This is a genomic window from Acidovorax sp. NPDC077693 (assembly GCF_044542805.1).
GTDB lineage: Bacteria > Pseudomonadota > Gammaproteobacteria > Burkholderiales > Burkholderiaceae_C > Acidovorax.
This window is the reverse complement of record NZ_JBITVD010000014.1, coordinates 112,453-137,090: the sequence shown is the minus strand read 5'-3', so window position 1 is coordinate 137,090 and position 24,638 is coordinate 112,453. Positions and strand designations below refer to the sequence as shown.

The window sequence follows — 24,638 nt, the reverse complement described above, 5'->3', positions numbered from 1 at the left end:
TGTGTGGCGGATGTAATCGAATTTCAATTCTCACACGAAGCGGTTACAGGCGGGTTACCTCTCGGCAACCCCTGCCGGGCCGTGCGGAGTTACAGCAATGGATGCGAGAGCAGATGGGCCAGCACATGCGCGATGGCCGCAGCCTCCAGCCCCCGGCGCGCAAACAGCCAGCCGGCCACCAGCCCGAACGCCGTGTTGCCCACCAGCACGAAGGCCACAACCGGCACCGTCAGCACGCCCGCCATGGCCTGCGCCGCAGGCAGGTGGCCCATGGCAAACAGCAGTGCGCTGACAACCACCGCAACGCCCACCACGCCGGCGCCCGGCCGGCCCTGTCCGCGCTGCGCCAGGCGCCAGCCCAGCCACAGCAGCAGCGTCATCACGCCCCAGCGCACCAGCAGCTCTTCGGTCACACCGCCGTACAGCAGCTTGACCACCGGGGGCATCGCGCTGCCCGGGTCTGATGGTTTCAGCGCTTCCGGCGCCAGCCGCGACAGCGCCCAGAGCCAGGCGGCGCCGGCCACACCGCCCAGCACGCCCGGCAGCCACTGCGCGCGCAGCACCGGGCCCACGGGCTGCCCGGCCAGCCATGCCGATACCGCCGGTGCCTTGAGCCCGACACGCGGCGCCAGCCACACGCCCACGCCCACGGCCAACGCCAGCAGCACCGCGGTCTGCAGCCCGCTGAGCAGCACGATGGCCCACAGCGGCAGCGGAAACATCGCCGCGTTGGCGGCCAGGGGCGGCAGCAGCGCCCACACCACGGCCACTACGCCGGGTAGGCCCAGCAGCCACAAGGCCCCGGCCAGCCGCCACCTGGAGACTTTCGAAGACGGCTCCGGCGGGCTCGCCGGCACGGCGTCGTGCGCGGTGCTGCCGAGCGGTTGCGGGTTCACGCGCTGTCGCGCATCAGCGCTTCGATCTCGTCGGCCTTCACGGGCACGCCGCGGGTGATCAGCTCGCAGCCCGCGTCATTGACGATCGCATCGTCCTCGATGCGGATGCCGATGTTGTGGAACTGCGCGGGCACCCCGTCGGCCGGGCGCACGTAGATGCCGGGCTCGATGGTGAGCACCATGCCCGGGCGCAGCACGCGGCTCGGGCGGTTGGTGATGGTCTCGCCGGACAGCGGGTCCCTGCGCTCGCTCACCTGGCCCACCTCGCCGGGCTCCACGTAGCTGCCGCAGTCGTGCACGTCCATGCCCAGCCAATGGCCGGTGCGGTGCATGTAGAACTGGAAGTACGCACGCGTGTCGATCACGTCCTGCGCACTGCCCACCTTGTTGCGGTCCAGCAGGCCCAGGTCCAGCATGCCCTGCGCCAGCACGGCCACGGTGGCGTCGTGCGGGTCGTTGAAGCGCGCGCCCGCCTTGGTGGCCGCCACGGCCGCGTCCTGGCTGGCCAGCACCAGGTCGTACAGCGCGCGCTGCGGCCCGGTGAAGCGGCCATTGGCCGGGAAAGTGCGGGTGATGTCGCTGGCGTAGCCGTCGAGCTCGCAGCCCGCGTCGATGAGCACCAGCTCGCCGTCGCGCACCGGGGCGGCATCAGCGCGGTAGTGCAGCACGCAGGCGTTGGCCCCGGCCGCCACGATGGAGCTGTACGCCGGGTACTGCGAGCCCTCGTCGCGGAATGCGTGCAGCAGCTCGGCATCCAGGTGGTATTCGCGCACGTCCTGCCCGGCACGCAGCATGCGGGCCGAGCGCTGCATGGCGCGGATGTGCGCCCGGGCGCTGATGTCGCTGGCGCGGCGCATGATGTCCTGCTCGTGCGCATCCTTGATGAGCCGCATCTCGTCGAGCAGCGTGCACACATCGTTCTGCTCGGCCGGGCACAGCGCGCCGTAGCGCACCCGCGCCCGCACCGCGTTCAGCCACCCTTCCACCCGCGCCGCCAGGCCGGCGTGCGTGGCAAAGGGGTACCACACGCAACTGCGGTTTTCCAGAAGCCGGGGCAGCTTGGCATCGAGCTCGGCAATGGAATGCGCTGCATCCACGCCCAGTGCACCGGGTGCCGCCGCAGGGCCCAGCCGGTAGCCGTCCCAGATCTCACGCTCCAGGTCCTTGGGTTGGCAAAACAGCGTGCTGCGGCCATCCGCCGCCACCACGAGGCAGGCGCCGGGCTCGATGAAACCGGTCAGGTAATAAAAGTAGCTGTCATGCCGGAACAGGAAGTCCGTGTCCCGGTTGCGCGGCCGCTCGGGCGCCGTGGGGATGATGGCGATGCCCCCGGCGCCCAACTGGGCAGCAAGGCGCGCGCGGCGCTGGGCGTAGATGGAATGCGAGGACGTTGAGCTCATCCGCTATTTTTATCGCGAAACCATGGCCGGACGCGGGGCAGTGACATCGGCCCATCCAACAATTTCAAAAATCCTCCACCTCACATCGTTGTTGACAAACGAATTCAAATGAATACCATCGCATTCAACACTGCCTGAGGTCCACACATGTCCGCCACGCCCACCACCACCATGGAGCCCCTCTCCGCCCGGATACCGAGCGACCTTTACCTGTGGCTGGCCCAACTGCAGGTCGAGGGCGCCACCACCAACAGCGACAAGCTGCGCGTGCTGCTGGGCCAGCTCAAGCGCCACCACGACGGTGCGCTGGACTATGTCGCCGCCCATGCCTGGGCGCGGGATATCACGGGGCGGCTGCGCGAATCTCTGGTGCGCACCGAAGGCCAGACGGGGCGGCATTCCGATGTGCTCAATGCCATGCTGGACCATGTCACTACCTGCCTGGCGATCATCGTGAGCAACGCCCCGGCCTCCGAGCAGGAAGCCGCCCGGCTGGAAGACCTGCTGGTGCGCCGAGGGTTCGCGCTCAGTGAGATGCTGCTGCGCCAGGCGACCACGAGCCAGGCCAGCGCCTACGATCCAGCCGTCGTGCAGCGGCATGCGGCTGCGACACTGGAGCTGGCCCACACCATTCACCCCCCTGTTTCAAAAGGAGCTTGAGATGGCAGATTCCCTGAAGACCCGCGTTGGACGCGTGATCACCGGCAGCGTCCACGCACTGGTGGACCACCTGGAGAACCAGGCCCCCGTGGCCGTGATGGAGCAGTCGCTGCGCGAGGCCGATGCCGTCATCGGCGATGTCCGCCACGAGCTGGGCCTGGCCAGCGCCAACCGGCACCTGGCCCAGCAGCAACACGCCAATCTCAATGGCCAGCACGGCAAGCTCGGTGAGCAGATCGAGCAGGCCCTGGCCGCCGGCCGCGAGGATCTGGCACGCGCTGCGGTGGCTCGGCAGCTCGACATCGAGGCGCAGATCCCCGTGCTGGAAACCACGCTGGCAGAACTTGCGCGGCAGGAGAGCGAGCTCACCGGCTACGTGGCCGCGCTGCTGGCCAAGCAGCGCGAGATGATGGAAGCGCTCGAAGCGTTCCGCAAGAGCCGCGCCAGCGCCGTGCCATCCGCGGCTGCACAGCCCGGCGGTGCCAACCCGGCGCAGCGCATGGACGCCGTGGCTGGCGCGTTCGACCGCGTCTACGCCCGCCAGACCGGCCTGTCGGGCACGGACCGCAGCAACACGCTGGACCAGGCGGCCAAGCTCAAGGAGCTCGATGACCTGGTGCGCGACAACAAGATCGCCGAGCGCATGGCACAGCTGAGGGCCGTCAAGCCGTGATCGTCGGCCTGTTCACCGCCCCGGAGACCTGGCCCTTCGGCGTGGCCTTTGCGCTCATCGTCGGCATTGCGCTGATCGAGGGCCTGGGCATGCTGATCTCGCTGAGCCCCAGCAACTGGATCGACGACCTGCTGCCCGACGTGCATGGAGAAAGCGGCCTGGACCGGGTCCTGGGCTGGCTGCACCTGGGCAAGGTGCCTTCGCTGGTGCTGATGGTGCTGTTCCTTGCGGGCTACGCCGTGTTCGGCTACAGCCTGCAGAAGGTCGCGCACGGCCTGCTGGGGTTTTACCTGCCGGTGTGGGTCGCAGGCCTTGCGGCCGTGGCCCCGGGCATGGCCACGGTGCGCAGCCTGGGCGCGCTCATCGCCCACATCATCCCGCGCGACGAGACCTCGGCCGTGAGCGAGATGTCGCTCATCGGCCGCCCGGGCGTCGTCTCCGCGGGTGCGGCGCGCCGCGGCCTGGCCGCGCAGGCCCGCGTGCGCGACACGCATGGCCGCACCCACTACCTGATGGTGGAGCCCGATGTGGATGACGAGGTCTTCGACGAAGGCGCGCAGATCCTCATCGTGCGCAAGGTGGGCGCCTTCTACCGCTGCATCGCCAACCCGCATCCGGCGCTGATGTAGACCCGCCGATACACCCAAATCCAACAGACATCCAAAGAGGGAGAACCTAGAAAATGACCAACCTGATCGAAATGGGCACCATCGCAGGCATTGCCTTGCTGGCCCTGCTGACCATCGGCATCGTTTTTTCGCGCCTGTACAAGCGCTCCACCAAAGAGACGGCCTTCGTGCGCACGGGCCTGGGCGGCCAGAAGGTCATCATGGACGGCGGCGCCATCCTGCTGCCGGTGTTTCACGAGCGCGTGCTGGTGAACATGAACACCCTGAAGCTCGAAGTGGTGCGCCGCGCCAAGGAAAGCCTGATCACCAAGGACCGCATGCGCGTGGACGTGACCGCCGCCTTCTTCGTGCGCGTCAAGCAGACCGAAGAGGCCGTGAGCATCGCCGCCCAGACGCTGGGCGCCCGCACCATGAGCCCCGAGGAGCTCAAGGCGCTGGTGGAAGACAAGTTCGTCGACTCGCTGCGCGCCACCGCCGCAACCATGACCATCCAGGAGCTGCAGGACAAGCGCCGCGACTTCGTGCAGGCCGTGCAGAACGCCGTGGCCGAAGACCTGGAGAAGAACGGCCTGGAGCTTGAATCCGTCTCGCTGACCAGCCTGGACCAGACCGAAAAGCAGTTCTTCAACCCCAACAACGCCTTCGACGCCGAGGGCCTGACGCGCCTGACCGAGCAGACCGAGGCGCGCCGCAAGCAGCGCAACGACGTGGAGCAGGACACCGAAGTGCAGGTGCGTACCAAGGACCTGGAAGCCACGCGCCAGAAGCTCACCATCGAGAAGGACCAGGAGTTCGCCTCGCTGTCGCAAAAACGCGAGATCGAAAACTCCCGCGCCGAGCAGGCCGCACTGATCGCCACGCAGCAGGCCGAGCGCAGCCGCGAGGCCGAGGCCGCCAAGATCGAAGCCGAGCGCCAGGTGAGCCAAAAGCGCATCGAGGCCGAGCGCGAGATCAAGGCCGCCGAGATCGAGAAGAACCTGGTCATCCAGACGCGCGAGATCGAACTGGAGCGCCACACCGAGACCAAGCGCGCCGAGCAGCGCAAGCAGGTGGAAATCGCCCGCCAGGACACACAGATCGCCATTGCCACCAAGTCGCGCGAACAGTCGGACGCGGACGCCGCCGCCAACCTGGCCCGCGCCGAGGCCGTGAAAGCCGAAGAAGCCGTGAACACCGCGCGCCAGGTGGCCGTGGCCGAGCGTGACAAGAGCATCCAGCTGATCGAGGCGTCGAAAGACGCTGAGCAGAACGCCATTTCCGTTCGCGTGTCCGCGTCGGCCGAAAAGGAAGCGGCGATGGACCGCGCCGAAGCGATCACCATCGAGGCCCGCGCGCGCCAGGCGGCGGCCCTGGCCGAGGCCGAAGGCAAGCGCGCGCTGAACGAAGCGCTCAACACCTTGTCTGCAGCGCAGGTGGACCTGCAGGTGCGCAGCCTGCTGCTGCAGCAACTGCCGCAGATCATCGAGCAGGCCGTGCGCCCCATGGAGAAGATCGACTCGATCCGCATCGTTCAGGTGGGGGGCATGCCCGGCAGCCAAGGCGGCCAGGGCCCAGCGGCAGGCGGCAATGGAGCGCAGGGCACCTTCCCGGAGCAGGTCATGAACTCGGCCCTGCAGTACCAGATCGCCAAGCCCATCGTCGATGCGGTGATGAAGGACGCAGGCTTGTCCAACGAAGGCATCACCGGCATGGCGCAGAGCCTGGCAGGCATGCTGGGCGGACAGCCGACGGCCGAGCGCGCTGCCGCCCGGCCCGCAGAGTAAGCGGCAAGGTCAGAAGCCGCGGACGCTGCCCGCCGCCGACCGAGCAGGCCGGGCGGCCCGCGGCTCATGGCAGACTCGACGCCTCACGATGCGCCGCCGCCCCGGGCGATGGTCTCGAAGGCGCCCTGCTCTGCCACTTTCCCTGCAACCATGCTCAACCTGCTCAATGCCCTGCTGCACCTCATCGTGGCCGTCCTGCTGCCGCTGCTCGGCCTGCTGCTGACGAGTGCGCTGCTGATCTATGCGATGTATGTGCGCTGGGTCGACATCCCGAACAAGTGGCTGCTCACCCGCCGGGGCCTGGTGATCGCCTGCGCGGTGGCGGCAGCCTGCAACCTGCTGCTGATAGCACAGCTCTTCCTGTCGCACAGCGCCAAGCAGGCGCGGCAGGATGGCGCGGTGGTGCGTGCGAGCCGGGAGAAGTTCGTGCTGCCGCAGGACTTTCAGTACGGCGAACTGCTGATCCCTGCGGGCAGCCTCATCAACCGCAACGACCCGTTCGACAAGGGCGCGCCGGGCCGTCCTTTGGCGCTCTACGGGCTGGAGGCCGTGCGGTTCGCGGAACCGGTGCAGGTGGCCTCGGTCTGGGCCAGCGCGCTGCAGGTGGTGCCGATGCGCGTGGAGCTGGCCCAGGACCAGCAGATCGGGCCGCTGTACCGGTACGACAACGCGAGCCAGGCATGGGTGCCCCACAAGCTGATTCCGGCCATGGCGTGCAAGAAGGGCCAACTGGCCCTGTTCCAGGTGCCGCACATCCCCTACGACGTGCAGGCGGAGGTGGGCAAGCCCGCGCCCGACGGCCCGGATGCGCGCTTCATGCCCAGCCAGTGGCTGTTTCGCGGGTGTGAAAATGGCCCTGCCATTGCGGTGCAGCCTGCCTACTCCGGCCCCGCCACGGCCACGCAGTGACCGCGCCTGCGCCGCCGCGTCAGCGGTTGAGCTCTGCCAGCCGCTCGGGCGTGCCCACGTCCGTCCAGCGGCCGGGGTAGATCTCTGCGCTGGCACGGCCCTGGTCCATGGCGCGGCGCAGCAGCGGGGCCAGCGGCGCCTGAATGCCCTGCGGGTTGCCGGCCGGAATGTCGCACCAAGGCAGCGCGAACAGCTCTGCGCGCAGCAGGGCGATGGTGCTGTAGGTGTAGCGGGGCGCAGCATCGCCGGGTGCGAGGTTCAGCGCCAGCCCCTCTGGCGACAAGCCGAAGTCGCCCCGCGGGTTGTGCGCCGGGTTAGGCACCAGCCACAGGTGCGCCAGGCGGTCGCTGGCGGCAAAAGCCTGCACTGCGGCGCTGTCGAACACGAAGTCGGGCGCAAACACATCGCCCGCCGCCAGCCAGAACACCGGCCCCAGCTGGGGCAGCGCGCGGGCGATGCCGCCGGCGGTTTCAAGTGCACCACCGAAGTCCACACCCTCGTGGGAGTATGAAATTGATAGCGGCTTGCGCCCGTCCAGCAAGCGGTGGAGGCCAAAAACATCTGCAAACCGCTCGCTGATCTGCGCCCCCAGCCAGGCGGTGTTGATGACCGCCCGCTGCACGCCCGCATCCTGCAGCGCCTGCAGGTGCCACTCCAGCAGCGGCAGCCCTTGCACCGCGAGCAGCGGCTTGGGGGTGGTGTCGGTCAGCGGGCGCATGCGCTCGCCGCGGCCGGCGGCCAGCAGCAGCGCGGGGACCTGGGAAGGGACGGCCGGGTTCATCGCGCTCATGCCGCCAGCTCCGGCACGGTGCCCCGTTGCAGCGCGTGGCGCTGCACCGAGGAAGGCTCGAACAACGCCAGCAGCGCATCCATCAGCGCCCGCGCCTTGTCCGAATGGTCGGCGCCGAAATTGCACACGTAGACATCGAGCGTGACGGCGCGCTGCTCGGGCCAGGTGTGCACGCACAGGTGCGACTCAGCTAGCAAAATCGTAGCTGTCACCCCGCCCGGGCCGTGCGCTGTGGCCGGGAATTCATGAAACACCTGGCCCACGGGCTGCAGCCCGGCGTGGCGCACGGCGTCGGCGCAGGCCTGGCCCAGCGCGGCGGCGTCCAGCAGCCACACGGGGGCACAGCGGCAGTCCCGGAGATCGGCGGTGAGGTGCAGTCCTTGCATGGCCCGCACTGTAGTGCATCGCAGCGCCGGCGCTGCTTCGCCAAGGGTTCGGCCCTGCCGGTTCGGGCGCGGGAAAGCAGGGCCGGTAAAATGCCGGGTTTCCCCCTGAAATCCCACCCCTCCCACCCGAACCCGCACACCCCATGGCCCATACCCCGCAGCAATCCCAACAGATGGCAAATGCAATCCGCGCATTGGCCATGGACGCAGTTCAACAAGCCAACTCCGGCCACCCCGGCGCCCCCATGGGCATGGCCGACATGGCGGCGGCACTGTGGGGCCGCCACCTCAAGCACAACCCCGCCAACCCCCAGTGGTTCGACCGCGACCGCTTCGTGCTCTCCAACGGCCACGGCTCGATGCTGCTGTACGCGCTGCTGCACCTCACCGGCTACGACCTGCCGATCGAAGAACTCAAGAACTTCCGCCAGCTGCACAGCAAGACCCCCGGCCACCCCGAAGTGGGCTACACCGCCGGCGTCGAGACCACCACCGGCCCGCTGGGCCAGGGCATCACCAACGCCGTGGGCTTTGCGCTGGCTGAAAAGCTGCTGGCCAGCGAGTTCAACCGCGAAGGCCATGCGGTGGTGGACCACAACACCTACGTCTTCCTGGGCGACGGCTGCCTGATGGAAGGCATCAGCCACGAGGCCGTGTCCCTGGCCGGCGCCTGGAAGCTCAACAAGCTGATCGCCCTGTACGACGACAACGGCATCAGCATCGACGGCCAGGTCGCCCCCTGGTTTGCCGACAACACCCCCCTGCGCTTTGTGGCCAGCGGCTGGAACGTGATCGGCCCCATCGACGGCCACGACGCCGACAAGGTGGCCGCCGCGATTGCCGAGGCCAAGAAGCAGACCGAGCGCCCCACCCTCATCGTGTGCAAGACGCACATCGGCAAGGGCAGCCCCAACCGCGCCAACACCGCCAAGGCCCACGGCGAGCCGCTGGGTGCCGAAGAAATCAAGCTCACGCGCGAAGCCCTGGGCTGGAGCAGCGAGCCCTTCGTCGTGCCGCAAGACGTGTACGCCGACTGGGACGGCAAGGCCAACGGCCAGAACGTCGAAGCCGAATGGAACGAGCGCTTTGCCGCCTACACCGCGGCCTTCCCCGAGCTGTCGGCAGAACTGACGCGCCGCATGGAAGGCAACCTGCCCGCCAACTTCGCGCAAGTGGCCGTGGACACCGTGGTCGCCGCCCACACCAAGGGCGAAACCGTGGCCAGCCGCAAGGCCAGCCAACTGGCGCTGGAAGCCTTCACCGCCGCGCTGCCCGAACTGCTGGGCGGCAGCGCCGACCTGACCGGCTCCAACCTCACCAACACCAAGAGCACGCCCAACCTGCGCTTTGACATGCAGGGCAACGTGGTGCAGACCGAAGTCGAAGGCGGCCAAAAAATCGGCGGCCGCCACATCAACTACGGCGTGCGCGAATTCGGCATGGCCGCGATCATGAACGGCATCGCGCTGCACGGCGGCTTCATCCCCTATGGCGGCACGTTCCTGACCTTCAGCGACTACAGCCGCAACGCCATCCGCATGGCTGCGCTGATGAAGCAGCGCGTGATCCACGTGTTCACGCACGACTCCATCGGCCTGGGCGAAGACGGCCCCACCCACCAGTCCATCGAGCACGCCGCCAGCCTGCGCCTGATCCCCAACCTGGATGTGTGGCGCCCCGGTGACACGGCCGAAACCGCCGTGGCCTGGAGCGTGGCCCTGTCCAACCGCAACAAGCCCACCGCCCTGCTGCTGTCGCGCCAGAACCTGCCCTACGCCCCCAAGCGCGACCTGGGCGACATCAGCCGCGGCGCGTACGTGCTGTCCGAACCCGCCGACGTGGGCCTGAACAAGAAGGCCGTGGCCGTGATCATCGCCACCGGCTCCGAAGTGCAACTGGCCCTGAAGGCCCAGCGCCTGCTGGCCGACAAGAAAGTGGCCGTGCGCGTGGTCTCCATGCCCAGCACGACCACGTTCGACCGCGAAGACGCCAAGTACAAGAGCAGCGTGCTGCCTGCCGGCGTGCCCCGTGTTGCGGTGGAAATGGGCGTGACCGACGGCTGGTGGAAGTACGGCTGCGCTGCTGTCGTCGGCATCGACACCTATGGCGAATCGGCTCCCGCGCCCGTGCTGTTCAAGCACTTCGGCTTTACCGAAGAGAACGTCGCCGACGCGGTGCTGGTTGCCGTCGGCGCCGCACGGCTCAAGCCCGCCAAGAATGCACGCTGACCCGTCCAGCCCGCTGCGCGCCCTGCCGCCGGGGGGCGCGTTGCGGCAGATTCCTGATTTTTCGACTTTGCAACCTTGGAGAGATGACAAGCTATGACGATCAAGATTGGTATCAACGGCTTCGGCCGCATCGGCCGCAACGTGCTGCGCTCCGCCGTCCAGAACTTCAGCGACATCGAAGTCGTGGGCATCAACGACCTGCTGGAGCCTGACTACCTGGCGTACATGCTGCAGTACGACTCGGTGCACGGCCGCTTTCAGGGCACCGTGTCGGTCGAGGGCAATACCCTGATCGTCAACGGCAAGAAGATCCGCCTGACGCAAGAGCGCGACCCTGCCAACCTGAAGTGGAACGAAGTCGGCGCCGATGTGGTGATCGAATCCACCGGCCTGTTCCTGGACAAGGTCACCGCGCAAAAGCACATCGATGCCGGCGCCAAGAAGGTCATCCTGTCGGCCCCGTCCAAGGACGACACGCCCATGTTCGTGTTCGGCGTGAACCACGACACCTACGCCGGCCAGGCCATCGTGTCCAACGCCTCGTGCACCACCAACTGCCTGGCCCCCGTGGCCAAGGTGCTCAACGACAAGTGGGGCATCAAGCGCGGCCTGATGACCACGGTGCACGCCGCCACCGCCACGCAAAAGACCGTGGACGGCCCGTCCAACAAGGACTGGCGCGGCGGCCGCGGCATCCTGGAGAACATCATCCCTTCGAGCACCGGCGCTGCCAAGGCGGTGGGCGTGGTGATCCCTGCCCTGAACAAGAAGCTGACCGGCATGTCCTTCCGCGTGCCCACCTCCGACGTGTCGGTGGTAGACCTGACCGTGGAGCTGGACAAGGCCGCCACGTACGAAGAAATCAAGGCCGAGATGAAGGCCCAGTCCGAAGGCGCGCTCAAGGGCGTGCTGGGCTACACCGAAGACAAGGTGGTGGCCACCGACTTCCGTGGCGACACCCGCACATCGATCTTCGACGCGGATGCCGGCATTGCGCTCGATGGCACCTTCGTGAAGATCGTGTCCTGGTACGACAACGAATGGGGCTACTCGAACAAGTGCCTGGAGATGGTGCGCGTCGTCGCCAAGTGATGGCAAACGGACACAGCCGGTTGAGAAAGAAGCGCTAAGTCTGCAACTACCCGTTCAGGCCGGCTATCCGCAAGGGTCGCCGGCCTTTTTTTGGAACCCTGCAGCTGCTCGTGCCCCGTAATGAATGACCCAACACCGAAGCTGCCAGGATGGGTGAAGGGCCTTGTTCTCGCGTGCCTGATCCTGCCGCCGACTGCCCTGCTGGGCCTCTGGATGCTGTTCGAAGTCAGCGACGTCAGGCCAGGATGGCCGCTGTACTACGTCGGCGTGCCTGAAAGCGTCCGCGATGCCACGCCCACCTTTGCAGAATGCCGCCCCGCGCGCTTTCACTGGAAGGGGCGCGATGGCGAAGGCGTGCCGTATGTCGCCATGGACTACGGCAGTTACATGGACCCCGATGTCGCGTTGCTAAAGCACGCTGCCGCCATGGCGCCACTGGCTTGCAGTGGAGACCCGGCCCAGGTTGCGGGCGCCGGGACTCACTTTCGCCACATGCGCTGCGAGCACCCCGATGTGTGGAGCGCCGATATCAGCGTGGAAGCACACGGCCCCTGTCGCGAGGTCAGGATCGGTTTTGTGTTGAACGACTGAGGACCTCGCCGGCCCCTCCCGCCTCCACATGCTCTACCTGTTCCGCCTGCCGCGCTTTTGCCGCCACGCTCGCGGCAGTCGCAGGCCGGTCTCGCGCAATGTGGACCGTGCTCGTCGGAAACGCAAACGCCACCCCCATGGCCTTGAACTCCCGCATCAGTGCCAGGTTGATGGACTGCTGCAGGTCCATGTACAGGTTGAACGCCGGGTCCTGCACGATGTAGACCACTTCGTATTGCAGCGAACTCTCGCCGAACGACTTGAAGTGCACGCGGTCCAGGCGCAGCTCGGGGTGCGCCTCGATGAGCCTGCGCACCACGCCGGGGATGGCCTCGGCCTGCTCGGGCGTGGTGGCGTACGACACGCCGAACTGGAAGACGATGCGCCGCTTCTCCAGCATGCGGTAGTTGCTGATGGTCTGCTTGAGCAGGTCGGTGTTGGACATCACGATCTGCTCGCCCTGCAGGCTGCGGATGCGCGTGGTCTTGAGGCCGATGACCTGCACCGTGCCCGACACATTGCCCACCACGATGAAGTCGCCCACCTCGAAGGGCTTGTCCACCGCGATGGCCAGCGATGCGAACAGGTCGCCCAGGATGTTCTGCACCGCCAGCGCCACCGCAATGCCGCCTACACCCAGGCTGGCGATGAAGGCAGTGATGTTGACCCCCAGGTTGGACAGGATGGCCAGCGCCACCACGCTCCACAGCAGCGTGCGCAGGCCCCAGGACAGCAGCGTGGCCGACGCGCTGACCTGCGTCATGCCGCTGGAGCTGTGCCGCTGCACGTAGCGGCCCACACCCAAGCCAATGGCGCGCATGCCCCACAGGCCCAGCTGCAGCGCCACCGCTACGAACCACAGCTGGCTCAGCCGCGTTTCCCAGCGCAGGGGCAGGTCCAAAAAGTTGGCCCCCACCAGCAGTGCGACCAGCAACACCAGAAGCCGGCTGGTGCCGGCGAGCACATCGGCCGCCGTGTGCGCGGTGGCGCTACCTGAGCGGCTGGCCCAGCTGCGGGCACGCCGCGTGAGCAGGTGCAGCACCACCATGATCGCAAAGTAGGTGGTGACGGCTGCGGCCAGTGCCAGCAGCAGGCTCCACAACGGAATGCCGATGACGGTGGTCTCGCGGACCCAGGTCATGAAGGGGAAATCTTGCATGCTCAACGCTGCTCCTTGCATTGGATCGGCACAGGGCCCGCGCTGCACGCGCTGCAAGCGCTGCACTTGGCCGATGTTCACGAAAAGCGAAGAGCGCCCGCAACTGCCAGCACCACCACCAGACACCGCACACGGCGCCATCGCAGGCTGGCTCAGCCGACCTACCGGCATGGTCCAGCAAGAAAGCCCGGCCGAGAAGACGTCAGGTGCTGGCGTGCAGAACAAGCCCGTTTGACAAACAGTGTCAACGGTCTTTCGAGCCCACTGGCACGGCTTTCAGCATGGTCCGTCCGCGCACGATTGGGTGCGGCACATCGCTGGCCGCCCGCACCACACCTTCGCTACCAAGTAACTAGCGTGCCATGTTGATGCCCGTCAAGCCGTAGGACTCAGCCGCGCACTCCTGCGCCACCCATCAACGCAAAGCCGCAAATGCAAATGTGAATGCAGCAGCGCATGCAATTGCAAGAGTTCGTAAGACTTCGCCCACAGGAATACAGAGGCAGTACCTACGCCCCCTCCACGGCCCGCCGCCAACAATGCATGCACACCAGGGCCACCCCTGGTCTCCGGTGCCAGCACCGCACAACGTGCCCTCGCGGCACAGCCGCTGGCCACCGTCACTACACCACTTCCAGCAGGAGTTCACTACACCATGCACTCGACCGCACTTATCCGAACCACCGCTGCAGCCCTTGCGCTGGGCGCCCTGGCGGCATGCTCTTCCACCCCCGCCCCCACCGAGCAGATGGCCGTGACCCGCACTACGGTCAACCGTGTCGCGGCAGCGCCCACCGTGGCCGCCAATGCACCGGTCGACCTGCAGCGTGCGCAGGAAAAGCTCATCCAGGCCGAGAAGTCCATGACCCAGGGCGACTACAAGAACGCCCGCCGCCTGGCAGCCGAAGCAGAAGTCGATGCCCGCGTGGCCGAGACGCGCGCCGATGCGGCCCGCAACGCCACCAACCTGGCCCAGGTGCAGGACAGCATCCGTGCGCTGCAGGAAGAAATCAACCGCCGGTCTCCCCGCTGAGCGCCGTCGCACGCCTTGCGCCGCGCCTCACCACTGACCGCCTGAACGACATTTGAAGGGACATCCCACCATGCGCCAATTGATCCACCGTACCACCGCCCTGTGCTCCAGCCTGATCGCCGTGGGCCTGCTCGCCGCCTGCGCCAGCACCGCACCCCTGCCCGCCCTGGAGCAAGCCCGCTCTGCCGTCACCGCCGCTGCGGGCGACCCCGCCGTGAACCAGTACGCCGCCGTGGAGCTCAAGCAAGCCACCGACGCCCTGGCCCGCGCCGACCGTGAATGGGCCGACGACCACGACGAATCGGAAACCAACCACCTGGCCTACATCGCCCGCCAGCGTGCCGAGATCGCGACCAACACCGCCCGCGCACGCCAGCTCGATGCCAACATCCAGCAAGCCGGCAGCGAGGCCGACCGCATCCGCCTGCAGGCCCGCACCCAGGAGGCCGACCAGGCCCGCCTGCGCGCCCAGCAGGCCCAGGCCCAGGCCATGAGCGCCGAGCAACGCGCCGCCCAGCAGCAGGCCAACGCCACCGCCGCCATGGCCCAGGCCAATGCCGCCCAGGACCGCGTGCGCGCGCTGGAAGCCCAGCTGCGCGACATGGAAGCGCAGCAGACCGAACGCGGCCTGCTGGTCACGCTCGGCGACGTGCTGTTCGCCTTCAACAAGGCCGAGCTCTCGCCCCAGGCCGCACCGCGCCTGGAGAAGCTGGCCAACTTCTTGAAGCAGTTCCCGGACCGCAAGCTGCTGATCGAGGGCTACACCGACAGCGTGGGCTCCGATAGCTACAACCAGGACCTGTCCGACCGTCGCGCCCAGGCCGTGCGCGACGCGCTGGTGGTGCGCGGCGTGGACACCAGCCGCATCACCGCCCGCGGCTACGGCAAGGCCCACCCCGTGGCCGACAACGCATCGCCGGAGGGCCGCGCGATGAATCGTCGCGTCGAGATCGTGATTGCGGATGACAAGGGGAATCTGCGCGGACGTTGAGGCTTCCAGTAACCCAAAGGCAAGGGCCCGGAGCAGTGATGCTCCGGGCCCTTGTCTTTTCAGCACCCGCTACGCCGCGCGGCTTTCGAACGTCTCGGTATCCACCTCACCCGCACTCTGCGCGCTGTACCGCGGGCCCACCACCGTGCCCTCATTGATCAGCGCATCGAGCCGTGCGATCACCGCCGCATCCAGCTGCACACCGGCCGCGCCCACATCGTCCAGCAGGTGCTCCACGCTCGTCGTTCCGGGGATGGGGATGATGTGCTCGCCCCGATGCAGCAACCACGCCAGCGCCAGTTGCGCGGGGGTGCAGCCCACCTCGCGCGCGATGGCCTGGTAGCCGGTCAGCAGTTGCAGGTTGGCGGCATAGGCATCGGGTGCAAAACGCGGCATGGCGCGGCGAATGTCCTTGGCGTCCAGCGTGCTCACGTCCGTGAGTTCGCCGCAGAGGAAACCCCGCGCCACGGGGCTGAAGGCGACGAAGGCGGTGCCCAGCTCGCGGCAGGCGTCGAGCACGGCGATCTCGGGGTTGCGGGTCCACAGCGAATACTCGGTCTGCACCGCCGCGATGGGGTGCACCGCGTGCGCGCGGCGCAGGGTGGCGGCAGACACTTCGGACAGGCCGATGCTGCGGATCTTGCCCGCGCGCACCAGGTCGGCCAGTGCGCCCACGCTGTCTTCGATGGGCACCTTCTTGTCCCAGCGGTGCAGGTAGTACAGGTCGATCACGTCGGTCTGCAGGCGGCGCAGGCTGTCTTCGCAGGTCTGGCGCAGCGTGGCGGGGCGGCCGTCGATCACGCGCACCAGCTTGCCGTCGCCGGCCACGTCCACGCCCTGCATGCCGCATTTGCTCGCCAGGGTGAAGCGGCTGCGGTGGCTCTTCATCACGCGGCCCACCAGTGTTTCGTTGGCGCCGAAGCCATACAGCGTGGCGGTGTCGAACAGCGTCACGCCGGCATCGAGCGCGGCCAGCAGCACGCGCTCGCCCTGCTCGGCCGACACCGGCGCGCCGTAGGCGTGCGAGAGGTTCATGCAGCCCAGGCCGATGGCCGAGACGGAGAAAGGTCCAAGGTTTCTTTGTTGCATGCCGCAAGCTTACGACAAGCAGGCACCCTCAAGCCTTGGCAGCCAACGCCGCGGCCCGCCCCGTCCACAGGTCGATCCGTTCGCCCGCTTGCGAAGCGGCCAGCAATTGCGCAAACCGCGAATCGCGGGTTTCGGCACGCTTGGCCGATGTCACCCAGTGCAGCATCGATTTGCGATATCCCGCCGGTGCGGCCTCGAAGAACTGCCAGGCCTTCTTGTGGCGTTGGAACTCGCGCAACTGCGGCGCGGGCAGCTCGGCGGCTGCGGCCTGTTCGTGCGAGTAGATGGCGGACTTGTCGGACTTGCGGTGGCTGAAGGCCGCCAGGCCCGCGGGCGTCATGCGGCCAACCGCCTGCAACTGCTCCATCTTGGCGATGTTCACCGCGCTCCAGATGGACGATGGCTTGCGTGGCGTGAAGCGGATGGAATAGCTGTGCTCGTCGATGCGCCGGCGCACGCCGTCGATCCAGCCAAAGCACAGCGCCTCGTCCACCGATTCGGACCATGTCATGCAGGGGCGGCCCGAGCCGACCTTGTGAAAGCCCACCAGCAGCTCGCTGGACTGCGCGGCGTGCTGCTGCAGCCATCGGCGGAAGGCGGCGGGCGTGGCGAAGAAAGTGGGGGCTGGCATGGCGGGCCATTGTTGCCAACATCTGCGCGCCTGTACAGGCGGGCAGCACGCAGGCCGCACCCCTGCGCGCCCGCCAGAGATACATTACGCAAGGCCGTTCGCGGCCCCATCGCCCCGCCGCAGCGAGCCCGCCCTGCCCAGGAGAAGTGCCATGCCCTCCGCGATCTACCCCGCGCTGTTCTTCACCGTGGCCATGCTGGTCAACACGGGCTACTTCCTGCTGGGGGGCCTGCCGCTTTTGATACTGCGGCACGACGAGCCGCTGGACGCCCGGTTCGTGCGCGGATTCTTCAACGTGTACTACCAGGCCGCTTTCTGGGTGGCACTGGGCGCTGCGGTCAGCTATGCGCTGTGGGGCCGGTGGGCGTTTGCCGTGGGTGCCGCCGTGCTGGCTGCCACGGCCACGCTCTTGCGCAGGCGTCTGCTGCCGGTGATGCTGCATCTGGGCAGCCGGATCGAAGCGGGCCATGCAGGGGCGGTGCAGCAGTTCCGCCGCATCCATGCCACGGCGCTGCTGCTCAACCTGGTGCAGTTGGTGGTGGCGGTGTGGGGGCTCATCGTGCTGTCGAGGGACCTGTCGAACTGACTAACGCGCGGGCGCGGCGGGGCTCCGCGGCTGGTGCGTGCGGTCCAGGAGCAGGGGCTTGCGGAACACGCAGTTGCGCTGCTCGACGATGAATCCGCAGTCTTCATAGATGCCCTGGGCGCCGTGGGCGTTGGTGCTGTCCACGCCCAGCCCGGACTCGTGCATGCCCGCGTCGGCCTGCGCCCGCAGGCTGCGCGAGATCAGCGCACGCGCCAGGCCCCGGCGGCGCCAGCGCTCGTCCACGCTGATGAACTCCGTCCAGCCGCGCTGGCGTGCGTTGCCCGCATTCCACGTGGTGTCGATGTACGCGCGCACCTGGCCCGCCACTTCGTTCGTGGCCACATCCCAGGCCACCTGCCACAGGTGCGGCTGAAAGACGGGGCTGTCCAGCCAGCGTTCGTAGTCATCGTCGTCCGGCGGCGCGACACCCCAGTGCGACCGGAACGCACGGTGGTGCGCCTCGCGGATGGCGCGGTAGTGGTCGGGCTGCACCGCGCGCACTTCCACGCCGACAGGCAGCGCGAAGTCGGCGATGTCGTTCAGCGTGGGGCGCACCATGGTGAAGAAGTAGCGCTCGGGCCGGTAGCCGGATTTTTCCAGCAGCGCCGCGCGCGCGGTTTCGCCTTGGGTGACGAAGGCGTGGTGCGCATGCGGGCCGGGGTGGCCCCAGGCCGCGGCCATGGCGCGCTGCCGCGCCTCCAGCCACGCATGCAGTTGCGTGCCGATGCCGCGCCTGCGCCACGGCGGTGCGACCACGGCGAACTGCCCGTACAGCTGCAGCCCGTCGACCTGCTCCCAGTGCCAGGCACGCACATAACCGGCGATGTTGTCTCCCGCCTGCGCGATCCACACGTCGTGCTGCGGCACGCACGCGGTGAATGCGGCGTAGTCGCGCGCCACGTCGTCCACGGTGCGGAAGAACCGGGTCTCATCGAGCGCAAAGCTGGCGTTGGCGCAGGCGACCATGGCCGGAAAATCCGACGGCCCGGCGAAGGGGCGAAAGGTCACGGGAGGCGATGAACCCATGGGTGGCTGGTCCTGGTGTTGCGGTGGCGTGCGTGGGCCGCAGAGGCAGCGGCACGGCGGACCGCCCATTGTGGTCAACCCATGCTGTGCGTCATCTTAAGACGTCGCTACACGTTTTATATATAATTCGTATACGTTTTATATAGAGACCAATCCATGGGTATCGTCAAAATTTCCGACCAGATGCACGAGAACCTGCGGGTCGCAGGCACGGCACTGAGCCGCTCCATCAACGCGCAGGCCGAGCACTGGATGCGGGTGGGCATGCTGACCGAGATGCACCCGGAGCTCGACCACCGCGAGATCTGCCAGCTGCTGGTGCGGGCCGAAATGGCGGGCGGCCTGGACATCGCCATGGCCGTGGACGGCCTGCCGGACAAGCCCCGCGCCGTGGCGAACGGCAAACACTGATGGCGCGCAGCGTTCCCATCAAGTCGGCGGACGAGCTGGCCCTGTCGCGGCGCGCCGCGCAGTTGGCCGCCGAGGTGCTGCACGTGATCGAGCCCCACGTGGTGCCCGGCGTGAGCACCGAAGAACTGGACCGCATCTGCCACGACCACATCGTGAACGTGCAGGGCGCGGTGCCGGCCAACGTGGGTTACCTGGGGTACCCCAAGACCATCCTCACCTCGGTCAACCAGGTGGTCTGCCACGGCATTCCGTCGCACGACAAGATCCTGAAGAAGGGCGACATCGTCAACATCGACGTGGCCGTGATCAAGGACGGCTGGTACGGCGACACCAGCCGCATGTACTTCGTCGGTGCGCCCAGCACGCTCGCCCGGCGCCTGGTGGAAACGACGTACGAAGCCCTGTGCGCGGGCATCCGGCAGGTGCGGCCCGGCGCCACGCTGGGCGACGTCGGCCACGCGATCCAGACCGTGGCGCAGCGCGAGCGCTTCAGCGTGGTGCGCGAGTACTGCGGGCACGGCATCGGGCAGATTTATCACGACGTACCGAACGTGTTGCACTACGGCCAGCGCGGCACCGGCCTCACGCTGGAGGCCGGCATGGTCTTCACCATCGAGCCCATGCTCAACGCCGGCGGGCGCGAAACCAAGGAGCTGGCCGACGGCTGGACCGTGGTGACCAAGGACCGCTCGCTGTCCGCCCAGTGGGAGCACATGGTGGCGGTGACGCCCGACGGGTACGAAGTGCTCACGGCCTGGCCAGGCGGCACGGGCAGCTACGCGCCGATCTGAACCATCTGATCGACGGCGCGCCTTGCGTCCAGGCGCTGCGCAGGTGGCGTACGTCGGCCAAAAAAGAGCAGCTATTGATTTGATAGCTGCTTGCGCCCGTCAGATGCGCAGCAGGGGCCTTTTGGGGCATGAATATTGAGCGACGACCGTACCAAGAGCGCAATGACCGGCCGGCGGCTCCGTCATGGTTGTTCTTCAATTCGCCCAACTCGCCCAACTCGCCTTTGCCCGCTCATTCATTCCCGCCCCCCCAACTCCTCCACGGCCCTGTGCAAGAAAGCCGCCATCTCCTCCGTGCCTGGTAGCTGCACCTGGTAGCGCGACACAAAGAGCTTGTTGCTCATGTCTGCCAAGGCGTACTGCACCAGCTCGGTGTTCTTGCGAGTGCACAGCAATATGCCGATGGGCTGCTGGTCGCCCTCGGTCATGTGGTTGTGCTTGTAGTAGCTGACATAGGCGTTCAGCTGCCCCAGGTTTTCGTGTTTGAAGGCATCGTTCTTCAGCTCGATGAGCACATGGCACTTGAGCACACGGTGATAGAAAACCAGATCCACAAAGAAGTGTTCGCCGCCCATCACCACGCGCTTTTGCCGTGCCTCAAAGCAAAAGCCGTGACCCAGTTCCAGCAAAAAAGCTTGCAGCTTGTCGAGCAGCGCATCCTCAAGCTGGCCTTCGGTCACGGTCTCCTGAGGCTTCAGGCCCAGAAATTCAAAGACGTAGGGATCGCGGATGATTTGCTGAGGATCGGCCCGCTCGGCTTTGGCGTGGGCCCGCTGTGACAGGGTCGTCTTGTCGGTGGAGAGGCCGCTGCGCTGGTAGTACAGCGTGCTGATCTGGCGCTTGAGTTCGCGCACCGACCAGTTGCCGCGCAATGCCTCGGTTTCGTAGAAGCTGCGTTGCGCCGGGTCTTCCAGGCCTACCAGCTCCGCGATGTGGCTGTACGACAGGCGGGTGAGCAGTTGCAATGGGTCGCCAGCGCCCGCTTCCGTCCCCAAAAGTGGGGACGCTGTCCCCACTTTTACTTGCGCGTTGGCTGTAGGTGGCTGCAACTCGGCGAATTGTGGGGACAGCGCCCCCACAATGCCTGGATAAAGGCGATAGAAGCGCAAATAGCGGTAGAGCTGGCGCGGTCGCAGTTGCTGACCTTGCCTTGTGTGAGTTGCTCGGCCAGGTTGTGAAGCAGCTTGTCGCCGTAAGTGGCGCGGTCCGCGCCCTGTAGTTCGTAGTGATGGATGTGCGCACCGATCAGCCAGTTGCGAAACGTCAGGCTGATGTTGACGGCACGTGTCGCCTGCGCGGCGCACTGTGCGTGCACATGACGGATGTCGGCCACCAGAGCCGAAAAGCTGCTGGGCGGTGGTTCGCGCTTGCTGAGACTGCGTTTAGATGCCATAGCCCAGTCCCACCCTGCTTTCGCGAATCTCGGCTTGCGCCGGTGGTCTACCAAGCTTGCCGGGACGTTGTTGTCCACGAATGTTCACGCCATGTTCCAAAAGCCGCCTCCGCAGTGCCCATAAAAAAGCCCACCCCGCTGACCGAATCATTCTATTCGGCGGGGTGGGCGATGGGCCCCATGGCGAGAACCGGGCGGCTCTAGCCGTTGAGCTGCTGCTCCAACCCGTGCAGCACCTCATAGCACGCCAGCACGCGGCCCACGCTGGAGTTGGGTTCGCGGCCTTCGCGGATGGCGGCGAAGAACTCGCGGTCCTGCAGCTCGATGCCGTTCATCGACACGTCGACATGGCTCACGTCGATCTTCTCGTCCTTGCCGTTGTACAGGTCGTCGTAGCGCGCCAGGTAGGTGGCGGTGTCGCCGATGTAGCGGAAGTACGTGCCCAGCGGGCCGTCGTTGTTGAACGAGAGCGACAGCGTGCAGATGGCGCCGTTCTCTGCCTTGAGCTGGATGCTCATGTCCATCGCAATGCCCAGCACCGGGTGGATGGGGCCCTGGATGGCGTTGGCTTTGACGATGGGACTGCCCGCCTGGTAGGCGAACAAATCCACCGTGTGCGCTGCGTGGTGCCACAGCAGGTGGTCCGTCCAGCTGCGGGCCTGGCCCAGCGCATTGGTGTTGGTGCGGCGAAAGAAGTAGGTCTGCACATCCATCTGCTGGATGTTGAATTCGCCCGACTGGACTTTCTGGTGCACGTACTGGTGGCTGGGGTTGAAACGGCGCGTGTGGCCGCACATGGCCACCAGGCCTTTGTCCTTTTGCGTGGCGACGACTTCCTGCGCGCCCTTGAGGCTATCTGCCAGCGGGATCTCCACCTGCACGTGCTTGCCGGCCTTCAGGCAGGCGATGCTCTGCTCGGCGTGCATCTGCGTGGGGGTGCACAGGATGACGGCATCCACTTCCTGGATGGCCAGGGCATCGTTCAGGTCGGTGCTGACGTGCTGGATGCCGTACTTGCCGGCCACTTCCTGGGTCTTGGCCAGGTCGCGGCTGATGAGGGAGATGACTTCGACGCCGTCGATGTTTTTAATGCCGTCCAGATGCTTGATGCCGAAGGCGCCAGCGCCTGCGAGTGCGACTTTGATGGTCATGTCGGGTTCCTTGAATTTATTGGTTCTCGAGGATCAGGTGCCCCACTGCCGTATTGCTGGCGGGCACGTGGAAGAAGCGGTGCGCCACCTTGGGCGCTGGGCCGGTACCGGCCACGTCGCTCATGGCGCCGCGGGCGATGAGCCACATCACGAGTTCGATGCCCTCGCTGCCGGCTTCGCGCACGTATTCGATGTGCGGCACCTGGGCCAGTTCGGCGGGCTCGGCGATCAGGCGGTCCAGGAACCGGTTGTCCCAGTCCTTGTTGATGAGGCCGGCGCGCGGGCCCTGCAGCTGGTGGCTCATGCCGCCCGTGCCCCAGATCTGCACGTTGAGGTCTTCATCGAACGACTCGATCGCCTTGCGGATGGCCTTGCCGATCTGGAAACACCGGTTGCCCGACGGCACGGGGTACTGCACCACGTTGACCGCGAACGGGATGACCTTGCAGGGCCACTGCTCGGGCTGGCCGAACATCAGCGACAGCGGCACGGTGAGGCCGTGGTCCACATCCATGCGGTTGACGATGGTGAGGTCGAAGTCGTCCTGGATGACCGACTGCGCGATGTGCGCGGCCAGCTCGGGGTGCCCGTACACCGTGGGCACGGGGCGCGGGCCCCAGCCCTCGTCGGCGGGCTGGTAGGACGCGGCCGTGCCGATGGCGAACGTGGGGATCATGTCCAGGCTGAACGCGGTGGCGTGGTCGTTGAAGACCAGGAACACGACGTCGGGCTTGTTGGCCTTCTCCCATGCCTTGGAGAAGTCGTAGCCCTTGAACAGCGGCTGCCAGTAGGGCTCGCCCTGCTTGCCCAGGTCGAGCGCCGCGCCGATGGCGGGCACGTGCGAGGTGTAGACGGATGCGGTGATCTTGGCCATGTCAGTGTCCGGCCGGCTTCTTGCCGGCGGCTCCTTGGGGTTGTCGGTGGGCCTGCGCGTCGCCGTCTTCGCCGACGTAGCGGTTGCCCTCGGCCGAGCGGCCGCCGCCGATCATCATGTTGCGGTATTCGTCTTCCGTCATGCCGGTCATGGAGCCGGCCATCTGCTGGAAGGACCGTCCGTCGGTCGCGCCGATCTTGGCCAGGAAGTAGATGTTGCCGCCCAGCGCGATGCAGCGGTTGAGGTCGCGGGCGAGCACGGCCAGCTTCTGGTCTTCCGTCATGGGCCACTCGTCCAGGTAGCCGCGCTCGTTGGCCAGGAACCGCGCGCGGTTCTCGGCCTTCATGAGCGACATGCAGAACTGGTTCAGGTGGTAGCCCAGGCGCGACTGCTCGGCGTCGAAGATGGTCGTGCCGGGCACGTCCTTGTAGGGTTTGTGCAATGCCATGGTGTGCTCCTTCAGCCCCGGGCCAACTCGGGCCAGTACAGGCGCGTGGGATTGTCCACCAGCAGCTTCCTCTGCAGCTCGGCCGTGGGCGCGATGTGCGGGATGAAGTCCACCAGCAGGCCGTCGTCGGGCATGTGGTCCTTGAGGTTGGGGTGCGGCCAGTCGGTGCCCCAGAGCACGCGGTCGGGGAACTCTTCGACCACCTTGCGCGCAAACGGCACCACGTCCTGGTACGCGGCCTGCTCGCCGTTCAGTGCCTTGGGGCCGGCCACCGACAGGCGCTCGGGGCAGCTCACCTTGCTCCACACGTTGGGGTGCTCACGCATGAATTTCAGGAACAGCGCGAACTCGGGGCCATCCACCGGCTTGCTCACATCCGGGCGGCCCATGTGGTCCACCACCACCGTGGTGGGCAGCTGGGTGAAGAAGTCCCACAGCTCGGGCAGGTCCACCGCCTCGAAGTAGATCACCACGTGCCAGCCGAGCTTGTGGATGCGGCCGGCGATCTCCATCAGCTCGTCCTTGGGCGTGAAGTCCACCAGGCGCTTGACGAAGTTGAAGCGCACGCCCCGCACGCCGGCGTCGTGCAGCGCCTGCAGCTCGGCGTCCGAGATGCTGCGCTTGACCGTAGCCACGCCCTTGGCCTTGCCGCCGCTGGCCTGGAGCGCATCGACCATGGCGCGGTTGTCCGCGCCGTGGCAGGTGGCCTGCACCACCACGTTCTTGTCGAAGCCCAGGTGGTCGCGCAGCGCGAACAGCTGCGCCTTGGAGGCATCGCACGGCGTGTACTTGCGCTCGGGTGCGTAAGGAAATTCGGCGCCGGGGCCGAACACGTGGCAGTGCGCATCCACCGCGCCTGGGGGCAGCTGGAACCGGGGCCGGGTCGGGCCGGTGTACCAGTCGAGCCAGCCAGCGGTCTTCTCGAAAGGGCCGGAAGTGGGTTTGCTCATGATGTTTGAACCTTCATGGTTAAAAGACGCCAGACTGGGCCAGTGCACCCGCGGAACCGGCTTCGCCGGGCCGCCGGGTGCGCCCCCT

Annotated in this window: 27 protein-coding genes; 13 read left to right on the top strand and 14 right to left on the bottom strand. The window is 66.9% G+C overall.

The annotated features are described in order from the left end of the window. Positions 1-89 precede the first annotated feature (89 nt). Together ACIGHN_RS20105 and ACIGHN_RS20100 are read right to left on the bottom strand one after the other, a co-directional pair. A complete protein-coding gene (locus tag ACIGHN_RS20105) occupies positions 90-896 on the bottom strand; it encodes a type II CAAX prenyl endopeptidase Rce1 family protein (RefSeq protein WP_396505725.1) in 807 nt (268 codons plus the stop codon). Beyond that, positions 893-2,296, bottom strand: coding sequence for an aminopeptidase P N-terminal domain-containing protein (locus ACIGHN_RS20100; RefSeq protein WP_396505724.1), 1,404 nt, complete (start codon positions 2,294-2,296; stop codon positions 893-895). Before ACIGHN_RS20100 ends, ACIGHN_RS20105 begins: the two co-directional genes overlap by 4 nt. 147 nt (positions 2,297-2,443) lie before the next feature. Here ACIGHN_RS20100 and ACIGHN_RS20095 point away from each other — a divergent pair, with 147 nt between their 5' ends. The 5 genes from ACIGHN_RS20095 to ACIGHN_RS20075 all read left to right on the top strand — a co-directional run bounded on the left by ACIGHN_RS20095 (position 2,444) and on the right by ACIGHN_RS20075 (position 6,930). Continuing rightward, positions 2,444-2,956, top strand: a complete 513-nt coding sequence (locus ACIGHN_RS20095; RefSeq protein WP_056411365.1) for a hypothetical protein — start codon at positions 2,444-2,446, stop codon at positions 2,954-2,956. Between the two features lies 1 nt (position 2,957). After that, entirely contained in the window at positions 2,958-3,629 is a 672-nt protein-coding gene (locus ACIGHN_RS20090; RefSeq protein ID WP_056411363.1) for a PspA/IM30 family protein, read from the top strand. Continuing rightward, positions 3,626-4,258: a YqiJ family protein gene (locus ACIGHN_RS20085; RefSeq protein ID WP_056170875.1), complete on the top strand. Its 633-nt coding sequence runs from the start codon at positions 3,626-3,628 to the stop codon at positions 4,256-4,258. Before ACIGHN_RS20090 ends, ACIGHN_RS20085 begins: the two co-directional genes overlap by 4 nt. Positions 4,259-4,311: 53 nt before the next feature. After that, a complete protein-coding gene (locus ACIGHN_RS20080) occupies positions 4,312-6,021 on the top strand; it encodes a flotillin family protein (RefSeq protein ID WP_396505723.1) in 1,710 nt (569 codons plus the stop codon). Positions 6,022-6,171: 150 nt separating this feature from the next. Beyond that, positions 6,172-6,930 (top strand): hypothetical protein, encoded by a 759-nt coding sequence (locus ACIGHN_RS20075; protein WP_056170881.1) that lies wholly within the window; start codon positions 6,172-6,174, stop codon positions 6,928-6,930. Between the two features lie 19 nt (positions 6,931-6,949). On the opposite strand, the gene ACIGHN_RS20070 is transcribed toward ACIGHN_RS20075, so the two are convergent. Both ACIGHN_RS20070 and ACIGHN_RS20065 read right to left on the bottom strand, forming a co-directional pair. Then, positions 6,950-7,711, bottom strand: a complete 762-nt coding sequence (locus ACIGHN_RS20070) for a nucleotidyltransferase family protein (RefSeq protein WP_396505753.1) — start codon at positions 7,709-7,711, stop codon at positions 6,950-6,952. A gap of 5 nt (positions 7,712-7,716) precedes the next feature. Continuing rightward, positions 7,717-8,106 (bottom strand): S-adenosylmethionine decarboxylase family protein, encoded by a 390-nt coding sequence (locus tag ACIGHN_RS20065; protein ID WP_056411358.1) that lies wholly within the window; start codon positions 8,104-8,106, stop codon positions 7,717-7,719. A 143-nt stretch (positions 8,107-8,249) separates the two neighbouring features. Between ACIGHN_RS20065 and tkt the strand changes: the two genes are divergently transcribed. From tkt to ACIGHN_RS20050, 3 genes are all read left to right on the top strand, one after another. Next, a complete protein-coding gene (tkt, locus tag ACIGHN_RS20060) occupies positions 8,250-10,334 on the top strand; it encodes a transketolase (RefSeq protein ID WP_396505722.1) in 2,085 nt (694 codons plus the stop codon). A gap of 93 nt (positions 10,335-10,427) precedes the next feature. Beyond that, positions 10,428-11,426, top strand: a complete 999-nt coding sequence (gene gap / locus ACIGHN_RS20055) for a type I glyceraldehyde-3-phosphate dehydrogenase (protein WP_056411353.1) — start codon at positions 10,428-10,430, stop codon at positions 11,424-11,426. Between the two features lie 120 nt (positions 11,427-11,546). After that, on the top strand, positions 11,547-12,017 hold the full coding sequence (locus ACIGHN_RS20050; protein WP_396505721.1) for a hypothetical protein: 471 nt from the start codon (positions 11,547-11,549) through the stop codon (positions 12,015-12,017). Here the strand turns inward: ACIGHN_RS20050 and ACIGHN_RS20045 are convergent. Further along, the gene (locus tag ACIGHN_RS20045) at positions 11,989-13,176 is read right to left on the bottom strand and encodes a mechanosensitive ion channel family protein (protein WP_396505720.1); all 1,188 of its coding nucleotides are present in this window, start codon (positions 13,174-13,176) and stop codon (positions 11,989-11,991) included. The genes ACIGHN_RS20050 and ACIGHN_RS20045 overlap by 29 nt on opposite strands. Positions 13,177-13,831: 655 nt before the next feature. On the opposite strand from ACIGHN_RS20045, the gene ACIGHN_RS20040 reads away from it, so the two are divergent. Both ACIGHN_RS20040 and ACIGHN_RS20035 read left to right on the top strand, forming a co-directional pair. Then, entirely contained in the window at positions 13,832-14,209 is a 378-nt protein-coding gene (locus ACIGHN_RS20040; protein ID WP_056411349.1) for a DUF4398 domain-containing protein, read from the top strand. A 70-nt stretch (positions 14,210-14,279) separates the two neighbouring features. Next, the gene (locus ACIGHN_RS20035; protein ID WP_056411347.1) at positions 14,280-15,200 is read left to right on the top strand and encodes an OmpA family protein; all 921 of its coding nucleotides are present in this window, start codon (positions 14,280-14,282) and stop codon (positions 15,198-15,200) included. A gap of 69 nt (positions 15,201-15,269) precedes the next feature. On the opposite strand, the gene ACIGHN_RS20030 is transcribed toward ACIGHN_RS20035, so the two are convergent. Beyond that, positions 15,270-16,289, bottom strand: coding sequence for an aldo/keto reductase (locus ACIGHN_RS20030; protein WP_396505719.1), 1,020 nt, complete (start codon positions 16,287-16,289; stop codon positions 15,270-15,272). A 28-nt stretch (positions 16,290-16,317) separates the two neighbouring features. Next, the gene (locus ACIGHN_RS20025) at positions 16,318-16,920 is read right to left on the bottom strand and encodes a YdeI family protein (protein ID WP_396505718.1); all 603 of its coding nucleotides are present in this window, start codon (positions 16,918-16,920) and stop codon (positions 16,318-16,320) included. Positions 16,921-17,071: 151 nt separating this feature from the next. Here ACIGHN_RS20025 and ACIGHN_RS20020 point away from each other — a divergent pair, with 151 nt between their 5' ends. Further along, the gene (locus ACIGHN_RS20020) at positions 17,072-17,506 is read left to right on the top strand and encodes a hypothetical protein (RefSeq protein WP_056411341.1); all 435 of its coding nucleotides are present in this window, start codon (positions 17,072-17,074) and stop codon (positions 17,504-17,506) included. Here ACIGHN_RS20020 and ACIGHN_RS20015 read toward each other — a convergent pair whose 3' ends face one another. Then, on the bottom strand, positions 17,507-18,532 hold the full coding sequence (locus tag ACIGHN_RS20015; RefSeq protein ID WP_396505717.1) for a GNAT family N-acetyltransferase: 1,026 nt from the start codon (positions 18,530-18,532) through the stop codon (positions 17,507-17,509). It abuts the gene before it with no gap. Between the two features lie 156 nt (positions 18,533-18,688). Between ACIGHN_RS20015 and ACIGHN_RS20010 the strand changes: the two genes are divergently transcribed. Further along, complete coding sequence (locus tag ACIGHN_RS20010; protein ID WP_396505716.1) at positions 18,689-18,943, top strand: ParD-like family protein; 255 nt, start codon at positions 18,689-18,691, stop codon at positions 18,941-18,943. Next, on the top strand, positions 18,943-19,734 hold the full coding sequence (map, locus tag ACIGHN_RS20005; protein ID WP_396505715.1) for a type I methionyl aminopeptidase: 792 nt from the start codon (positions 18,943-18,945) through the stop codon (positions 19,732-19,734). The genes ACIGHN_RS20010 and map overlap by 1 nt, the downstream gene beginning before the upstream one ends. Positions 19,735-19,970: 236 nt before the next feature. Here map and ACIGHN_RS20000 read toward each other — a convergent pair whose 3' ends face one another. The 6 genes from ACIGHN_RS20000 to ACIGHN_RS19975 all read right to left on the bottom strand — a co-directional run bounded on the left by ACIGHN_RS20000 (position 19,971) and on the right by ACIGHN_RS19975 (position 24,550). Continuing rightward, entirely contained in the window at positions 19,971-20,843 is an 873-nt protein-coding gene (locus ACIGHN_RS20000; protein WP_396505714.1) for a YhcG family protein, read from the bottom strand. After that, the gene (locus ACIGHN_RS19995) at positions 20,753-21,205 is read right to left on the bottom strand and encodes a DUF1016 N-terminal domain-containing protein (protein WP_396505713.1); all 453 of its coding nucleotides are present in this window, start codon (positions 21,203-21,205) and stop codon (positions 20,753-20,755) included. Before ACIGHN_RS19995 ends, ACIGHN_RS20000 begins: the two co-directional genes overlap by 91 nt. Before the next feature lie 122 nt (positions 21,206-21,327). Further along, positions 21,328-22,278, bottom strand: coding sequence for a Gfo/Idh/MocA family oxidoreductase (locus tag ACIGHN_RS19990; protein WP_396505712.1), 951 nt, complete (start codon positions 22,276-22,278; stop codon positions 21,328-21,330). A 16-nt stretch (positions 22,279-22,294) separates the two neighbouring features. Continuing rightward, positions 22,295-23,152, bottom strand: coding sequence for a class III extradiol dioxygenase subunit beta (locus ACIGHN_RS19985; protein WP_056170926.1), 858 nt, complete (start codon positions 23,150-23,152; stop codon positions 22,295-22,297). 1 nt (position 23,153) lies between these two features. After that, positions 23,154-23,600 (bottom strand): protocatechuate 4,5-dioxygenase subunit alpha, encoded by a 447-nt coding sequence (ligA, locus tag ACIGHN_RS19980; protein ID WP_056170929.1) that lies wholly within the window; start codon positions 23,598-23,600, stop codon positions 23,154-23,156. Between the two features lie 11 nt (positions 23,601-23,611). Beyond that, on the bottom strand, positions 23,612-24,550 hold the full coding sequence (locus tag ACIGHN_RS19975; RefSeq protein WP_396505711.1) for an amidohydrolase family protein: 939 nt from the start codon (positions 24,548-24,550) through the stop codon (positions 23,612-23,614). Between the last annotated feature and the right edge of the window lie 88 nt (positions 24,551-24,638).

What these genes read in the sequence shown, in the direction of transcription:
- ACIGHN_RS20025 (WP_396505718.1), bottom strand. Translation starts at nt 16,920, where the DNA reads ATGCCAGCCCCCACTTTCTTCGCCACGCCCGCCGCCTTCCGCCGATGG.
- ACIGHN_RS20015 (WP_396505717.1), bottom strand. Translation starts at nt 18,532, where the DNA reads ATGGGTTCATCGCCTCCCGTGACCTTTCGCCCCTTCGCCGGGCCGTCG.
- ACIGHN_RS20100 (WP_396505724.1), bottom strand. Translation starts at nt 2,296, where the DNA reads ATGAGCTCAACGTCCTCGCATTCCATCTACGCCCAGCGCCGCGCGCGC.
- ligA (WP_056170929.1), bottom strand. Translation starts at nt 23,600, where the DNA reads ATGGCATTGCACAAACCCTACAAGGACGTGCCCGGCACGACCATCTTC.
- ACIGHN_RS19990 (WP_396505712.1), bottom strand. Translation starts at nt 22,278, where the DNA reads ATGACCATCAAAGTCGCACTCGCAGGCGCTGGCGCCTTCGGCATCAAG.
- ACIGHN_RS20045 (WP_396505720.1), bottom strand. Translation starts at nt 13,176, where the DNA reads ATGCAAGATTTCCCCTTCATGACCTGGGTCCGCGAGACCACCGTCATC.
- ACIGHN_RS20065 (WP_056411358.1), bottom strand. Translation starts at nt 8,106, where the DNA reads ATGCAAGGACTGCACCTCACCGCCGATCTCCGGGACTGCCGCTGTGCC.
- ACIGHN_RS19975 (WP_396505711.1), bottom strand. Translation starts at nt 24,550, where the DNA reads ATGAGCAAACCCACTTCCGGCCCTTTCGAGAAGACCGCTGGCTGGCTC.
- ACIGHN_RS20010 (WP_396505716.1), top strand. Translation starts at nt 18,689, where the DNA reads ATGGGTATCGTCAAAATTTCCGACCAGATGCACGAGAACCTGCGGGTC.
- ACIGHN_RS19985 (WP_056170926.1), bottom strand. Translation starts at nt 23,152, where the DNA reads ATGGCCAAGATCACCGCATCCGTCTACACCTCGCACGTGCCCGCCATC.
- ACIGHN_RS20020 (WP_056411341.1), top strand. Translation starts at nt 17,072, where the DNA reads ATGCCCTCCGCGATCTACCCCGCGCTGTTCTTCACCGTGGCCATGCTG.
- tkt (WP_396505722.1), top strand. Translation starts at nt 8,250, where the DNA reads ATGGCCCATACCCCGCAGCAATCCCAACAGATGGCAAATGCAATCCGC.
- ACIGHN_RS20030 (WP_396505719.1), bottom strand. Translation starts at nt 16,289, where the DNA reads ATGCAACAAAGAAACCTTGGACCTTTCTCCGTCTCGGCCATCGGCCTG.
- gap (WP_056411353.1), top strand. Translation starts at nt 10,428, where the DNA reads ATGACGATCAAGATTGGTATCAACGGCTTCGGCCGCATCGGCCGCAAC.
- ACIGHN_RS20050 (WP_396505721.1), top strand. Translation starts at nt 11,547, where the DNA reads ATGAATGACCCAACACCGAAGCTGCCAGGATGGGTGAAGGGCCTTGTT.
- ACIGHN_RS20070 (WP_396505753.1), bottom strand. Translation starts at nt 7,711, where the DNA reads ATGAACCCGGCCGTCCCTTCCCAGGTCCCCGCGCTGCTGCTGGCCGCC.
- ACIGHN_RS20080 (WP_396505723.1), top strand. Translation starts at nt 4,312, where the DNA reads ATGACCAACCTGATCGAAATGGGCACCATCGCAGGCATTGCCTTGCTG.
- ACIGHN_RS20040 (WP_056411349.1), top strand. Translation starts at nt 13,832, where the DNA reads ATGCACTCGACCGCACTTATCCGAACCACCGCTGCAGCCCTTGCGCTG.
- ACIGHN_RS20090 (WP_056411363.1), top strand. Translation starts at nt 2,958, where the DNA reads ATGGCAGATTCCCTGAAGACCCGCGTTGGACGCGTGATCACCGGCAGC.
- ACIGHN_RS20035 (WP_056411347.1), top strand. Translation starts at nt 14,280, where the DNA reads ATGCGCCAATTGATCCACCGTACCACCGCCCTGTGCTCCAGCCTGATC.
- ACIGHN_RS20075 (WP_056170881.1), top strand. Translation starts at nt 6,172, where the DNA reads ATGCTCAACCTGCTCAATGCCCTGCTGCACCTCATCGTGGCCGTCCTG.
- ACIGHN_RS20095 (WP_056411365.1), top strand. Translation starts at nt 2,444, where the DNA reads ATGTCCGCCACGCCCACCACCACCATGGAGCCCCTCTCCGCCCGGATA.
- map (WP_396505715.1), top strand. Translation starts at nt 18,943, where the DNA reads ATGGCGCGCAGCGTTCCCATCAAGTCGGCGGACGAGCTGGCCCTGTCG.